The sequence below is a fragment of the Marinomonas atlantica genome (genome assembly GCF_001639725.1).
In the GTDB taxonomy this organism is placed as follows: Bacteria; Pseudomonadota; Gammaproteobacteria; order Pseudomonadales; family Marinomonadaceae; genus Marinomonas; species Marinomonas atlantica.
In genome coordinates this window covers 15044-30025 of the sequence record NZ_LTAW01000007.1, presented here as the reverse complement: position 1 = coordinate 30025, position 14982 = coordinate 15044, and the positions used below count along the sequence as shown (strand labels likewise).

Sequence of the window (14982 nt, the reverse complement as noted above, 5' to 3'; positions counted from 1 at the left end):
AGATGGATCGAATAATCACACGGCTGTGACAAACCATATTAGGGAGTAATTGCCGTGATTCGTTACGCTGTCGTTATAACCGGCTTATTAGCCAGTCTTTCTTCTTTTGCTAGCAGCAACATCAAGGTCGAACGTATTAACTCCGTCTACGATGCAGATACCTTTCGAGTAGATATCAGTAACTGGCCTGATATTGTCGGCAAAAACATCCCCATCCGAGTCAACGGTGTTGACGCTGCGGAAATACGCGGCAAATGCCCGAGTGAGAAAGCCCAAGCAAAGGCCGCACGTGATTACACAAGAGCGTTCCTAGAAAATGGCAGTAATATTGAACTCAGGAATATAAAGCGAGGGAAATACTTCAGGTTATTAGCGGACGTTTATGTAGATGACCAATCATTGTCAGAAGCATTGATCGTGTCAGGTCATGCACGCAGCTATCACGGGGGTACTCGTGAAGGCTGGTGCAACCTTTAAAACAGTTACTATTTGATTTTAGGCGGCGTCTTAGACAAAGATTTAGGACGCTTTTCCCATCGAACTTTCACTTCAAATTGCTGGCGGCCATCTTCTTCACTGGCGGTCACCTTTAAGTGCATAAGCCCCTTGGGCTGAAGCTCAAGCGTACTCTCTTTTGCATCACTGAATTCCATTTTACCTTTCGATAAACCTTTAGAAAGTGCTTCAAGCACCCCTTGAATGTCATCCGCTTCCAGTAATGCTTCGTGTTTAAATTCTGTTTTTGACTTCATACTCTGCTACTACGCGTAAATTTGCTTGAGTGATTTTTCAGGTAAATGTTTAACCGCTGGATAATCACAACTGATGCCAACAATGCCCATCTTTTTACCAATCAGAGTAGCACCGACACCGGTTCCCTCTAAGCCTTCAGCAATACGAGAATTAATATCCAATGTTACATCTGCCTCGACATGCACCAACCCTTTTTTAATGGCGATGCGCTGACCTTGAATGCGGTTAATATGGCCTTGTACAACAACCTTAATACCCGCTTTATGAACAGCTTTGACACCATGGTCCGTTAAAGGTAAATCCGCATCACGGTATTTTGTTCGAAACGTATTCGCTAATGCGCTGTAATAGAATCCAAACAAGTCGCGGCGTTCAAGATTACGGTGGAAAGCTTTATTAGCATAACGCGTGCCATTTTTAAGCAGCATACGCCCCATTACATCGTCTAAACCTGCGTGCAAAAATAAGAACGAACCACGTTTTTCTACCAGCTTCATCTTACGGAAGAACCAGCTAAATTCTCCCTTACGACTTAAAAACAGTTTTTGACATTGCATGGAGGCTGCGTAAACATGGCGTAGCGTTAATCCAGCCTCTAAACAATGTCGCTCAAACTTATCAACTTTGGTATGCATCTTACGTACTTCACGATCAATCCCCTCAGCCGTCAAAAAGCCAGCAGCATGGAACGGGAATTCATTAAACCAATCTTCGTCGGGGAATAGCTTCTTACGGCACGTTTCCTCATCGGGCACCTTCTTTTCCCATTTTGTACCTTCTAAATACTGTTCAAACACCTCTTTAAACAGCGGTACAATTTTCTTACCCATACGCACAAAGAAGTGCTGATTACCCACGTCCTTTTTACGAGTTATGGCTAATAATCCCATACGCAAACGTAAGTCGTGATTACCCGCTAACAGCGTAACTTTCGCATTCATTCGATACAGTTGCTTCACGCTGCGCAACAAGTCCAGATTGCTCGGGCCCTTATCTAAACAGTCACCGCCTATAATAATCTCTGCAGACTTACCAAACTTAGTCAATTTCAGTTGGCACAAGCCTAGTTTTTTACGATCGGCAACGCCTGCCGCAATCAAAGAGTCTTCAAACGCTTGTGCGTCCGCATGAGGATCAGAAATAAAGACCACTGGGCGCGATGGCCAGCGCACTTTTTTACGCCAGTACTTATTTAGTGGATGATGAGTATCTAACGCTTTGTGGTTAAAAGAGGACGCCTCACGCGGCCAAAGCTCTACTTCTTTTGGCAAGCGTGCGCGAATTTCCTCATGAAGAGGGAGATCAGAAATTGTGGGAAAATGATTCTTCATAAGAAGCTAGAGGCCTTTTTAGAGGTTTTATCAGTCGGGAACATCATGGGTCTGTCGCTGTTTCCAATCCCCGAAAAGCTGAGTTACCTTATCGCCGACAAATTCTAAAACAACTGGATGCCCATAGTGCATACTTAATCGCTTAATATCGCAAAATTTTATGACATTTAGATGAAATGAAGCATGCCTAATCGACGCTCCGTGCCCCACAATCAATTTAATGCTGCGGTTACTAGACTTTTCAGACTCATCTGTTTGCCAAGCCATAATATGATTGGCTACTCTTTGACCAGCTTGCAACAAAGACTCTGCTCCGTCAAATGGCAAACAATAATGGCTATCAGACTTCCAACCTTTTGGCGCCACATCAAAACGAGGATCAAGCTCTAAAATACGCTCAATCTCTTCGAGGGGAAGATTCGCTACGGCGCCAACGCTACGTTCACACAGCTCAGAGTGACACACCACTTGCGGCGTATTATTGAAAAACTGTCCTAGCTCTTCAACATAAATACAAGCAGTTTGCCACGCACGCAATAAAGAAGAGGCATCCACTACGGAGTCCAAGGTGTACCCTGATTCACTTAACCATTCACCAAACAGGCGCGCCTGTCGACGCACCTCATGCTCACCTTCCAGAGTCAAGGCAAAAGGCTGCATCGCACTGGGAGTATTTTTTAACTGATGGTAGGCACCATGGCGTATCAGGGCACAAACCTTACTCATAGCGTCTCCAATAGCTCAAACGCACGATCAAAATCGATTTTACCTGTTAAACGATAGACGTTAATCGGTGCCAATGCTTGACAATATTGCGACAAGGATGCCAATTCATTTAAATCTTCAGAAAAAACACCATTGCTGTCTTGGAAGAATGGCCCTGGACGCTTACGTAACCCATCAATTTCTTCCGCTTCAGCAGACAGATCAACAGGTAACAGCGCGGTCGGTTCATCTGAGTTTAGCGCCCAATCAAGCATCACTAGGTTGACCAACTCCCCCTGTAGCACGACTCGCCCCAAACCGTATTCATCTTCAATTTGTACGTCGTATTTTTCCTCTAAACCCCACAGCTCTGAAATAGGCATTTTTTCTAACTCAGTCTGACGCTGCACAGGTAAAATGTGTTTTAAGCGCTGCGCATTTAATAGTGTACCGGGATTTACACGAGGCAGTTTAGCAATGCCCACGGCAGAAACTTTGCCGTTTTCATTTTTAAACAACAAACGATCGTTCGTTAAAAATTTACGTGCGTCATCTTCCAAGCAACGCAACATAAGCGTGGATTTGCCACCACCTGAACCTGCAGCAATTGCCGTCACCTTTCCATCACGGCTGAACGCAGAGGCATGACCCAACTCGAAGCCTTGGCTTAGATAATGGTTCAAACACTGATTATTAATAAAGTTAACAATCTGAGCTAACTGTTGCTCACATTCACCCACAACAGTAGGCGTTGATTTATGCTGAAGTAGCGTTAAACCAGTTTTGAATTTTTTAATCCAGCGACCACCTTCTGCGTTCTCAAGGTAACCTTCTTTTTTACCCTGCTTACCGGCTTCACGCGGCACATCTAACCAATTATGCTCATGGCCAATGTTATCTTGATTGATCACATAAAGCGTTTTGCCCGATTCGTCGTTACTCGAACTCACGTAGCTCTTGTAATAAAGGTCTAGCTCATCCAATAAAGCTTCGGAATTACTTTTTACTTTGACGGACAGCTCCCCAAAGCCATAGATGCGCTGATAATCACACTTATCCTGTGCGGCAATTAATTGCGTCGGGTTAAAAAGATCCTGCAACATTACACCACACCTCGCTGATTAATTTGTGCTACTACATAGTCTGCGTAAGCACCCGCTGCATCAAGGTCACACCCTTCTAAAGCCCCTTTAAAGCCGCCAAAGGCAGATACTTCAAACACAACAGGACCTTGATCGGTCAAAGCAATATCCACTGTCGTAAAACTTAAATCAAAACATGCCTGAGCTTTGCGGCCCAATTCAATCAATTCTTCTGTCGGTTCAAATAATTCATAATGACCTCCACTATGAATAGTGGTATTCCACGAATCTTTATTTCCTACTCGTGAATAGGTGCAGAAATACTCTCCACCTAGAAACACCATCCCAAGATCACGCCCATCCAGTTTTACCGTTTGCTGGATGTAATACAAACTATTTTGCTCACGGTATGCAGTAAGAACTTGACGTAACTCAGACTCATCCTGATCAGCTGTGAGCATTTCCATACCACGAGCTTTAGTTGAGTAAAGTGGTTTCAAAATCACTGAACCAAATTCATAAACGGCTGCTAAAGCCTGATCTAAGCTCTCAGTCACCCGTGTTTTAGGCATCGGTACACCACCTTGCTGCAAGGCTAATGTACCGCTTAATCGATTAATCAATTTTCCGATTGCTTCGGATGAACTGAATACTTGCACGCCCAGTTTTTCGATATGCGAAATAAATAGTATGCGGTCCTCTGCACTAGGGGCATATACTTCACTGATCTTTTTAACAATGACGCCATCTAATTGAGCTAAGTCTAAATCGCCGTGCATCAATTGATTCGTATCTAAGCGCAGTTCCACGTCAGCCATGTCAATGACGGCACGAAAACCCGTTAACGCCTCCAAACGATCCGCAAGCACTTCCGTAGACCATTTTCCTGGGATTCCTACCACCCCAATTTTGGGTTTATTCACTGTATAACTCCTTAAGTGGAAGCTTAAACTTAGCTTCTTTTTCAATAGGTAAAGCGGCCAGCATTTCTAACAAGTAGCGAGACCTCAAATACATTCTGGTTGACAATTTTTTATCCAGCACAAACCGAGTAGACGTCGCAAATGAGCGAGCTAAACCCGCCGCCAGTCTGAGATCAAAATTGTCATCGTTATGCCGCTTTGCGAAGCGCTGAGCAAATTTATAAATGTCTTTGGCGCAATCCATCATCACTTTGCGTTTATTTTTTTCAAGTATTTGTAACCTGTAAATCGAGACCATCAACACTGAAATGTCTTGCACATAGTCATAGTAGGTAGATCGATGTAAATCAATAAAGTAAATACGCCCTTCAACGTCGTCGTATATTAAATTATCGACATTAAAGTCACCGTGAATCAAAACCGAAAAAGGTGAAGGCCAACGACTTTCTTTCGCTTCTACTCTATCGACAATGTCATAAAAGCTGGGACGCAATAAACCGCAGATTCGCTGCTCAGGTGTAAAATACTCTGGGTGTACGCCAGCACTGTCTTTGATACGTTTACGTAACTGCTGCATAAAATCAGCACGTGAATGCTCACTCGTTAAGGTCGCCTGCCACGTATCATTAAGTGTCTTGAACAGGGTTTTAAGCGCTTTTTCCAGCGCCTTCTCTTTTCCTTCACGAAGCAACGATTCGAGCGTTTTTCCAGGAATGTGTTCTATCAGTAATGCAGAGGTTTCACCGTCGGATTGGGTTTTCACTAGAACATCAGGAGCAAGTTTGGGGTCCACGTTACGCCAGTTTTGAACACCTTGAACCTCTTCGTCGATCTTAGTTCGATCCCCTTCTTTGTATACGGCCAGCACATGCTGACCAACGGCATTCTGATGTGACACTGAAGCAATCGCACTACCTGATCGAGTTAATGCTAAACGACGTACCTTTACATCATTCAAATCGTAATTGAGCTCTGAAGTAACGTGCTTAAGATGCTTGTAGTTTTTAAGCGTTGCCACATGACCAAGGTCGACTTTTATCAACGTTTCCGCCACATCAGACAGTTGATCAACCAATCGACGCAAGCAACCATTGCACAGTATGGAGGCTTGCAACTCTAGATCCAATAAAAGCCCTTTTTGACTTAGGGTTTCGACTTGAATATCGTCATACATGGATTTTAGCTTTTCTGAGCGGCGAGCAACTTTTATACCTGTACGTCGAATATCTTCAGAAAAACCAACCTTAACCAAAGCAATAGTTCGATTAATCCGCTTGATAAATTTAAGACAGTTTTTGCTATCAGGGTGTTCAAATTGCTCGTCGAGAGAGCCCGCGTTGACAGTATCTAAAAAACCTTGAGCGAGTGCAGCCAATGCATTCGCTAACCCGCGAACGGCGATGACTTGATTATAGTAGGACGTCCCTAGCTTGCGACGCTCAAGCAAGCGGGCACAAGCCAGTTCTATTTTTTCACGCAGAGTTTGGACGTAACCGCGACGAGCACGAATACTTCTTAAGATATCAGGAGAGCCTGTTTTAAAAAGTAGCTCTGTGTACACACCGTGCTTTTCTATTTCACTTAATAAAAAAGTTAGGTCATCTTTGATAATGATAAGAGGAGCTGGAGCTGACATAAAGTCTCTAAAATTTAATATTTGACTATACTTTATATTAGAGCCCCCAAACGTTACAGTATTATTAAAAAATCAATAATATTAATACCTTAGGCTCACTAAGCTCTCTAAATTCCCACATTTTGCACACTTTTATCTAACACCATACCTTTAAATAATTCTTGATACCACCATGTGCAATCTCTCAAAAAACGACACCATATTTGAATTATTCGGATGCATCGGGCCATAAGCGACGCTGTGCCCGACCGCCGTCACGAAAACCGTGGCAGGTATTACGCACAGTGCTACGCTCTTCTGAACCTGAGGCATAAGTAGGTTCGAAATTTAACTTATATCCACGTACTGTTTGCAATGCTGCCGTAGCTAAAGCTGGCAGCATTTCAGTTAGATGAGTACAACTTGTAGTTCGCCCCAACACTTCCTTTGCCTCTGTCATCCAGCCTTTTTTAATTTGCAAACCAATGAGTTTCTCGTATTGCGGTGCTGCACCGGAGCAATCTAAGAATGGCGTATCATGCATTTGCGCTCGTACATCACGAATAGTAAACGTGCCATCAAATACTAATGTTAAAACCATTTGATGTAGATATTCACCCTCCTCGATTACACCACGATCATCAAGTGAGAATGGATACCCTTTGGTATCCTGCAGCACACCTTCAACTTCCCATAAATCATCTTCTCGTTTAAAACCATTTATGGAGATGTTACGAGTATGCAGTGGTGTACGTTTTACAATCATGAGACAAGTCCAAATAATTACATTACAAAAATGCGAATAGAGAATGTTATCGACTTTCAGCGAGCATTCAACATTAAAAAAGCGCCTTAGTCAGAAACTAAGACGCTTTTGTTTAAGGCATGAGCAGCTATGCACTCATTCAATACACATTATTTTAAATCAAAACGGTCTGCATTCATGACTTTAACCCAAGTTTTAACAAAGTCTTTCACGAACTTTTCTTGGTTATCGTCTTGGGCATAGAACTCAGCGTAAGAACGAAGGATCGAATTCGAACCAAACACTAAATCAACACGTGTTGCCGTCCACTTCACATCACCCGTTTCACGGTTGCAGATATCGTATGAGTTACGTCCTGTTGGCTTCCAAGTATTACCCATATCGGTTAAGTTAACAAAAAAGTCATTACTCAAAACCCCTTCACGGTAGGTCAAAATGCCATGCTTGCTCGCACTATGGTTGGTACCCAATACTCGCATACCACCTAACAATACCGTCATTTCTGGCGCCGTCAGCCCCATTAACTGAGCTCGATCTAACAACATTTCTTCTGGCTGGACGGCGTAATGCTCTTTCAACCAGTTTCTAAAGCCATCATGTAAAGGCTCTAATACGTCGAATGAGTCCGCATCCGTCATATCATCTGTGGCATCGCCACGCCCTGGCGCGAATGGCACATTAATATGAACATCAGCATCGTAAGCCGCTTTTTCGACAGCAGCACTACCAGCCAACACGATAAGGTCTGCCATACTAATCGGTTTAGCAGAGTCTTTTTGAATGACTTCTAATACCGACAATACTTTTTGCAAACGCTCTGGCTCATTACCTTGCCAATCTTTTTGAGGTGCCAAACGAATACGAGCACCGTTCGCACCCCCACGGTAATCGGAGCCTCGGAAAGTACGAGCACTGTCCCACGCCGTCGCTACCAGCTCTGCAACAGAAAGGTCTGTCGCTAGAATTTTAGCCTTAAGATCGGCAATTTCCGCATCATCTAATGTGTAATCAACAGTAGGAACAGGATCCTGCCAAATCAAATCTTCACTTGGCACATCTGCACCTAGGTAGCGCGCTTTTGGCCCCATATCACGGTGAGTCAACTTAAACCAAGCGCGAGCAAATACATCTTTAAAGTAATCTGGGTTTGCTCGGAAGTGATCCATGATTTTACGGTACTCTGGATCCATTTTCATGGCCATATCTGCATCCGTCATCATTGGGTTGCAACGGATACTTGAGTCCTCAACATCGACGGGCTTGTCTTCCTCTTTAATATCGATTGGCTCCCACTGCCAAGCACCAGCAGGACTTTTGACACTTTCCCACTCATGATCAAGCAACATATCGAAATAACCCATATCAAATCGCGTAGGGTTGGTTGTCCAAGCCCCTTCTAGGCCACTTGTCACGACATTACGCCCAATACCTCGGGAGACTTTATTGTTCCAACCTAGGCCTTGCTCTTCTATATCAGCAGCCTCAGGTTCTGGCCCTAAATCGTCGGCATTGCCATTACCATGCGTTTTACCAACAGTATGGCCACCCGCGGTCAAGGCAACTGTTTCTTCATCATTCATGGCCATTCGGGCGAATGTGACTCGAATATCTTGCGCTGTTTTTAGAGGATCAGGATTACCATCTACCCCTTCAGGGTTTACATAAATCAGCCCCATCATTACGGCTGCTAAAGGATTTTCAAGATCTCGCTCTCCAGAATAACGGCTATTTTCGTTGTCTGAAGACGCCAACCATTCTTTCTCCGATCCCCAGTAAACGTCTTTCTCTGGATGCCAAATATCCTCACGGCCACCGGCAAAACCAAAGGTTTTGAAGCCCATTGACTCGTACGCCATATTACCAGCCATAATCATCAGATCCGCCCAAGACAATTTATTACCGTATTTCTTTTTCACTGGCCATAAAAGTCGACGCGCCTTATCAAGGTTACCATTGTCGGGCCAGCTATTTAGTGGTGCGAATCGTTGGTTACCGGTGTTTGAGCCACCACGTCCATCCGACTCACGGTAACTACCTGCTGAGTGCCACGCCATACGAATCATAAGACCACCGTAATGACCCCAATCTGCAGGCCACCATGATTGGCTATTTGTCATCAGGTCTTTAAGATCGCTCTTAACTTTCTCTAAATCTAGCTTATTGAACTCTTCGGCATAATTGAATGATTCGCCAAATGGATCTGTTTTCGTATCGTGTTGGTGCAAGATGTCTAAGTTGAGTGCATTAGGCCACCAAGCCATAACCGAATCGCCGGTCTCCGTGTGGCTACCGTGCATGACCGGGCATTTTCCTGTCGATGAAGTGTTATTCTGGCTCACGTCGAAACTCCTTATGCTTATGTTTTTGTCGCACACTCTATATTGTCATCTGACTAAATTAAGGATAGATGAAAAAATACTGTGTTGTGCTGCAACATTTAAGATCGCTTTATGCTGGATCGTTAAAGTAGGTTTAACAATATGCCTTTACTCTCAATTTAGAAAATTTCATTTACTGATCAATCTAATAGTAATTTTAAATGATGAAGCTAAACCGCCACATGAATTGCTCAGCCCTTACAACCTAGCATTTTCTTTAGGGCAAAAAAATAGCCCTTATTTAGGGCTATTCTCATTGAGCTCGTTATTTTTAATAATGTGCAAATCCCGCTGAGGGAAAGGAATCGTAAGACCAGCCGCCTCAATACGAGGCTTGACTTGTTTTTGGAGCGCCCAGTAAGTATCCCAGAACTTATCGGGGGTGGTCCAAGCTCGGAGCTGAAGGTTCACTGAACTATCTGCCAACATATGTACAATCACTTGCGGAGCTGGATCTTTCATTATGACAGTGAATTCAGAGGCAAGCTCAAGCAACACTTTCATACCTGTATCTATGGAATCTTTGTAAGAAATCCCAACGGTCACTTCTAGTCGACGCTTGCTGTTTCGACTGTAATTACGAATGGTTGCGTTCCAAACATTGCTGTTGGGACTTGATATGTATAAACCATCTGCCGTTTCAAATTCAGAGGTAAACAGGCCTATGAATGAAACCGTCCCCATATAGCCATTGAATTCAACATACTCCCCTTTCTTAATGGGTTTGAGAAATAAGATCATGATACCTGCTGCAATATTACTCAGCGTATCTTTCAATGCTAAGCCAACGGCCAACCCCGCAGCACCAACCAAAGCCACTAGGCTGGCTGTATTTACCCCAAACAAATCGAGAATAATCACCAAGCCAATCAAATACACAGCGTAAGCGGCTATTTTTGACAGCAACAGAGCAATTATTTCGTCATTCTGACTGAGCCGTGCAGCACCAGCATATACCCCTTTTCTTGCCAACTTAGAAATGAAAGTAGCCATCACGACTACCAAGCATGCTAATACAACATTTTTGGCGATTAGAAAAATCTGCACTTCGTACGTGGAATAAAACGCTATTAGCGCGTCCATCATGCTCTCCTCAAAGGCACGTTAATACTATGTATTCAATTATCCAGCCATTCTATGCAAAGCTAAGTTTTCGAACCAGTTATTTAATGCTGCCTACTATAGCTCAGCTCATTCAATCCTATATCTGAAAGTACTTAGCAAAAATCTTAAAACAGAATCGCTAACGGGGACTTGCAACAAAGGTAATTTCTTGAGCTATAATACGGTTATTAAACACGCGCCAGCAGATACCTCCAAATGGACACCGTGAACAATATATTCACACTCAACCCATACAGTGCACATTTTTGACCAATTATCGCCAGTCTTTTATGTTCATTCGCAGCAAATGTCATGAATTAATTAGGCACTTACTTTATTTGGCAATATTATGTATGGCAAATGGGTGTAGAGTACTTATTCGTACTGGCTCAATTTTAAGCTCCTTAATGATGACGCATGAGCCTGTAACTAGCCCTTATTTCACAATGTTTCAATTGAGAACACATATATCTAAATGAACGAATTAACGCACATTTTAAAATCTCTAGCCTATAGCCTGACTGTTGTACAAACTTCGTCAAAGTGTGTCGCATCATTAGCAAAAAGACATGACTTACGCCCTGAACTTGAACGTTTGCAGAAGGGTTTGAAAAGACATCAATCCAGTGGTTACGATCTAGAAACCAAGAAAGTACCGACAGAAAGCACTCTTTTAAACTTACTCGATCGCATTCGTGACAGTGGTATTAAGCTTACAGACCTTCAAAAGCAATGCGGCATGCTAACGGCTTTAGAAAAAAATGCGTTACTTGACCTTATTACACAAATCCTTAACGAAATGGATAATCGAGCTCGAGCGGCCAAAGAAATATTGGCTGAGATGACAAAAAAGGGAATTAACCTAGAAGATTTAAGCTAACTTTAGACGTCTTCGATGACACCTAAAGAACGTCTATTTCCGGTGATTCTGAAAATCTATCATAGAAACGATGTTATCCGATTTCGGAGCCTCACTTACTTCACCATCTGACTCAAGGGAATTATTAGCTGTTCTAATCAGAACACCAGCGGCATCGTCCAACAATCTCAGCATGAGCTTCTTAGGCCAAACAACTTCTTTTTTAGCCTGTAAATTGAAAGGAATATCACTCAATATCCGACTCGCCTGAGCCGTTTCTAATTTTTCAATTGACGTATTGTCATCCCAGAGCATACGCTCGATACACGCTTTCGCCTGATTCAATGCCATTTGCATAACATCTTTGCTCTCATCATCAACAACAAATGGTTGAATCAGCCTACTAGCTGCATAGATTTGCTCTTCATTTGCCCCAACCTCTACTAAAGCCGCAACAAATGCATTTGCAAAAGAGTCTTCTAATTCCGCAAAGTCCGTTTTCATTAAACAAGGCATAAAAACAGGAAAGCGTGTTGCTTCATGAACCATGACAACACAGTTTCGCCCCTTCAACAAAAACATACTGCCATACCAACCACTTAAAGGGTTCAAGGCCTCTAGCATCTGTGCCACATTAGCTTGGCTTTTATTAGATGCTGAAAAACAGCCCTTACCATCAACAGGAAGCTTGGGCAGCAATTTACTAGTACAGTGAAGTCGAATCATAGGTTGGCTTTGTCAGAATTAATATAGCCATGATAGTAACAGCGGATCAAAGATATTTGGAAGCCAATATATCGCTATACAAGGAATGAGGAATAAGAAGAACAAATAGTATGCTACAAAACAGATGAGATATAAATAATACTGGGGATTTAGGTGAGGTTAAACTGAGTTATAAAAAAATGGTTGCGGGAGCAGGATTCGAACCTACGACCTTCGGGTTATGAGCCCGACGAGCTACCAGACTGCTCCATCCCGCGCCATGTAACCTATGTATAAATAGATCACTTTATTTTTCAGTAAAATTCTAAACAACTTGTTTTTAATAAGTTGGTTGCGGGAGCCGGATTCGAACCAACGACCTTCGGGTTATGAGCCCGACGAGCTACCAGACTGCTCCATCCCGCGCCATGAAATCTATCGAATTAAATAGATTCAAGCTAATTATGTTTATCTTGCATACAACCAGTTTTTTAAATTGGTTGCGGGAGCAGGATTCGAACCTACGACCTTCGGGTTATGAGCCCGACGAGCTACCAGACTGCTCCATCCCGCGCCATGTAACCTATGTATAAATAGATCACTTTATTTTTCAGTAAAATTCTAAACAACTTGTTTTTAATAAGTTGGTTGCGGGAGCCGGATTCGAACCAACGACCTTCGGGTTATGAGCCCGACGAGCTACCAGACTGCTCCATCCCGCGCCATGAAATCTATCGAATTAAATAGATTCAAGCTAATTATGTTTATCTTGCATACAACCAGTTTTTTAAATTGGTTGCGGGAGCAGGATTCGAACCTACGACCTTCGGGTTATGAGCCCGACGAGCTACCAGACTGCTCCATCCCGCGCCAAATATGCTTGCGCATTCACTAACAATTTATTTCAACTCGTTGACTCATTCTAAAATGGTTGCGGGAGCAGGATTCGAACCTACGACCTTCGGGTTATGAGCCCGACGAGCTACCGGACTGCTCCATCCCGCGTCAACGAGGTGCGCATATTACGTAGCTTTATCTTATTGGTCAACCCCTTAACTTAAAATCTTTCAATTCTAATTTTTCAGGGTAACCAAGTGAAGAACAGTAACAGCGAACCCCAGATTGAGTAGACTGGGAGTATCGACAATATTGAGAAATCATTTCCCTGACATTTTGTGACATACACTGCCAGTTTTTAAGATAGTTGGTATATTGAATTTGTTGCGTCGTCGATACCACCCAACCATTTTCTCCTTCTCTAATACCAAAGTTACGCATCTCTGGTGAAATTAACAAAACAGGTAGGCCATAACCATTTGCCAACTCAATAATGTCACCTTGATTAGCACTATTAGAAGAAACGACTAATATTCCTACTTTATGCAACAGCTGAACAGCTGGCGGTAAAAATGACTTCAATGATATAGATTGATATGCGATGTTGTGAGCAATAGCATGCTCTTCTATCACATTTGAAAAGTCATCCTCCTTAAAAAATACAATTGCGTTAACTGCTTTGCTGGTGAACTGAGGATAAAAATAGTCTTTAAGTTCGCTACCGTCACCCCACTCTTCATTTTTATGTATATAGCTAGCAAGTTTGGCGATGGTTGAATGATGAGGCTCTCCTTCAAGCCACTCAGGCAAAAGATTAGTATGAAGCTTACAACGTAATGCAGGGCTAATTAAGGATGCCAGTGAGTTAGGTTTAGAGCCAAACGTGATTAAATGGAGTGGCGACTCTACATGAATTAAATCAAGCAATCCTCGCATAGACGGTTTGATCTGATCTTCCTCTAATGACGTAACATTAGACAACGTAACAAAACGAACCTTCAAAGAGAAGCGCGTAAGCTCTGCCTTGAAGTCTTCAATAAACCTTTGCAGAAAGCGATTACTGTTTCGAGCGTCCCACAGGACCAACGCATCAGACATAACCAAACCATCCCTAATGTAGATTACTCAAGTGTATGCTAGGGCTCTTGTAATACCATTATTACATAGTATTCTTTTGCATCCATACGTAATGAAACGTAAAAAATGTTTATTTATTGATCAGTGATATCAATAAATAAACAATAAAATTAATTTAAATTACGATTAGGTAACCCAATGAAAAACATTATTTTTATAACAAAAGAAAGCGCTTTAAAAGGAAGAAGTGAACCATTAATCACAGAAGATACAAATATAGTTACAAAAGAAAACATAAAGCGCCATGCTAAATCTTCTGAATCTGAAAAGGAGGTCTATTTTGCTATGGGTTGCTATTGGGGTGCCGAAAGACGGTTTTGGAACACACATGGCGTTAGCGTTACTGCGGTAGGGTTTGCAGGTGGCTACACACCTAATCCAACCTATAAAGAAGTTTGTACAGGACAAACGGGGCATACAGAAGTCGTCAAAGTTATTTTTAATACCGACGAAACGTCGCTGTCAGAAATTCTTAAAGTCTTTTGGGAGAGCCATGACCCTACTCAAGGCATGCGTCAAGGCAATGATATTGGTACACAGTATCGCTCTGCCATTTATACGATCAACGATGACGATTTAGAAGCCGCGCTTAAAAGTCGTGATGACTATCAAAAACGTTTGATTGAAAATGGTTTTGGTAAAATCACAACCGAAGTAGAACCATTGGAAGCCTTTTATTTTGCAGAAACGGAACACCAACAATACTTACATAAAAACCCTAATGGTTATTGTGGGCTGGCCGGCACAGGCATTAGCTGCCCTATCGGCTTAATCTAAGACGATGGGA

14 protein-coding genes and 6 tRNA genes are annotated in these 14982 nt (G+C 42.6%); 3 read left to right on the top strand and 17 right to left on the bottom strand.

The genetic code is table 11. The annotated features are described in order from the left end of the window. Positions 1-54 precede the first annotated feature (54 nt). Positions 55-477, top strand: coding sequence for a thermonuclease family protein (locus tag AYW75_RS19040; protein ID WP_067100189.1), 423 nt, complete (start codon positions 55-57; stop codon positions 475-477). A gap of 8 nt (positions 478-485) precedes the next feature. On the opposite strand, the gene AYW75_RS13270 is transcribed toward AYW75_RS19040, so the two are convergent. The 9 genes from AYW75_RS13270 to AYW75_RS13230 all read right to left on the bottom strand — a co-directional run bounded on the left by AYW75_RS13270 (position 486) and on the right by AYW75_RS13230 (position 10639). Beyond that, complete coding sequence (locus AYW75_RS13270; protein WP_067100185.1) at positions 486-752, bottom strand: amphi-Trp domain-containing protein; 267 nt, start codon at positions 750-752, stop codon at positions 486-488. A gap of 9 nt (positions 753-761) precedes the next feature. Further along, the gene (locus AYW75_RS13265; RefSeq protein WP_067100182.1) at positions 762-2084 is read right to left on the bottom strand and encodes a metallophosphoesterase; all 1323 of its coding nucleotides are present in this window, start codon (positions 2082-2084) and stop codon (positions 762-764) included. Between the two features lie 30 nt (positions 2085-2114). Then, positions 2115-2810 (bottom strand): histidine phosphatase family protein, encoded by a 696-nt coding sequence (locus AYW75_RS13260; protein ID WP_067100179.1) that lies wholly within the window; start codon positions 2808-2810, stop codon positions 2115-2117. Further along, a complete protein-coding gene (locus AYW75_RS13255; protein ID WP_067100178.1) occupies positions 2807-3892 on the bottom strand; it encodes an HprK-related kinase B in 1086 nt (361 codons plus the stop codon). The genes AYW75_RS13260 and AYW75_RS13255 overlap by 4 nt, the downstream gene beginning before the upstream one ends. After that, entirely contained in the window at positions 3892-4794 is a 903-nt protein-coding gene (locus AYW75_RS13250) for a GAK system ATP-grasp enzyme (RefSeq protein WP_067100176.1), read from the bottom strand. The genes AYW75_RS13255 and AYW75_RS13250 overlap by 1 nt, the downstream gene beginning before the upstream one ends. Next, positions 4787-6430 carry an aminoglycoside phosphotransferase family protein gene (locus AYW75_RS13245; RefSeq protein ID WP_067100174.1) on the bottom strand — a complete coding sequence of 548 codons (1644 nt, stop codon included), beginning with the start codon at positions 6428-6430 and terminating at the stop codon, positions 4787-4789. The genes AYW75_RS13250 and AYW75_RS13245 overlap by 8 nt, the downstream gene beginning before the upstream one ends. A gap of 208 nt (positions 6431-6638) precedes the next feature. Further along, on the bottom strand, positions 6639-7175 hold the full coding sequence (locus tag AYW75_RS13240; protein ID WP_067100173.1) for a DUF2889 domain-containing protein: 537 nt from the start codon (positions 7173-7175) through the stop codon (positions 6639-6641). Between the two features lie 149 nt (positions 7176-7324). Continuing rightward, a complete protein-coding gene (gene katG, locus AYW75_RS13235) occupies positions 7325-9514 on the bottom strand; it encodes a catalase/peroxidase HPI (RefSeq protein WP_082856530.1) in 2190 nt (729 codons plus the stop codon). 276 nt (positions 9515-9790) lie between these two features. Next, entirely contained in the window at positions 9791-10639 is an 849-nt protein-coding gene (locus AYW75_RS13230; RefSeq protein ID WP_197478956.1) for a mechanosensitive ion channel family protein, read from the bottom strand. A 493-nt stretch (positions 10640-11132) separates the two neighbouring features. Here AYW75_RS13230 and AYW75_RS13225 point away from each other — a divergent pair, with 493 nt between their 5' ends. Continuing rightward, positions 11133-11537 (top strand): hypothetical protein, encoded by a 405-nt coding sequence (locus AYW75_RS13225; protein ID WP_067100170.1) that lies wholly within the window; start codon positions 11133-11135, stop codon positions 11535-11537. A 33-nt stretch (positions 11538-11570) separates the two neighbouring features. Here the strand turns inward: AYW75_RS13225 and AYW75_RS13220 are convergent, their stop codons facing one another. The 8 genes from AYW75_RS13220 to AYW75_RS13185 all read right to left on the bottom strand — a co-directional run bounded on the left by AYW75_RS13220 (position 11571) and on the right by AYW75_RS13185 (position 14156). After that, positions 11571-12242, bottom strand: coding sequence for a DUF6933 domain-containing protein (locus AYW75_RS13220; RefSeq protein WP_067100169.1), 672 nt, complete (start codon positions 12240-12242; stop codon positions 11571-11573). 180 nt (positions 12243-12422) lie between these two features. Then, a tRNA-Met gene (locus AYW75_RS13215) sits at positions 12423-12499 on the bottom strand. 71 nt (positions 12500-12570) lie between these two features. Beyond that, a tRNA-Met gene (locus AYW75_RS13210) sits at positions 12571-12647 on the bottom strand. Positions 12648-12718: 71 nt separating this feature from the next. Next, positions 12719-12795 (bottom strand) — tRNA-Met (locus tag AYW75_RS13205). A gap of 71 nt (positions 12796-12866) precedes the next feature. After that, positions 12867-12943 (bottom strand) — tRNA-Met (locus AYW75_RS13200). Between the two features lie 71 nt (positions 12944-13014). After that, positions 13015-13091, bottom strand: a tRNA-Met gene (locus AYW75_RS13195). Between the two features lie 58 nt (positions 13092-13149). Further along, positions 13150-13226 (bottom strand) — tRNA-Met (locus AYW75_RS13190). 39 nt (positions 13227-13265) lie between these two features. Further along, on the bottom strand, positions 13266-14156 hold the full coding sequence (locus AYW75_RS13185; RefSeq protein WP_067100168.1) for a hypothetical protein: 891 nt from the start codon (positions 14154-14156) through the stop codon (positions 13266-13268). A gap of 177 nt (positions 14157-14333) precedes the next feature. Between AYW75_RS13185 and msrA the strand changes: the two genes are divergently transcribed. After that, entirely contained in the window at positions 14334-14972 is a 639-nt protein-coding gene (gene msrA / locus AYW75_RS13180) for a peptide-methionine (S)-S-oxide reductase MsrA (protein WP_067100167.1), read from the top strand. Positions 14973-14982: the final 10 nt, after the last annotated feature.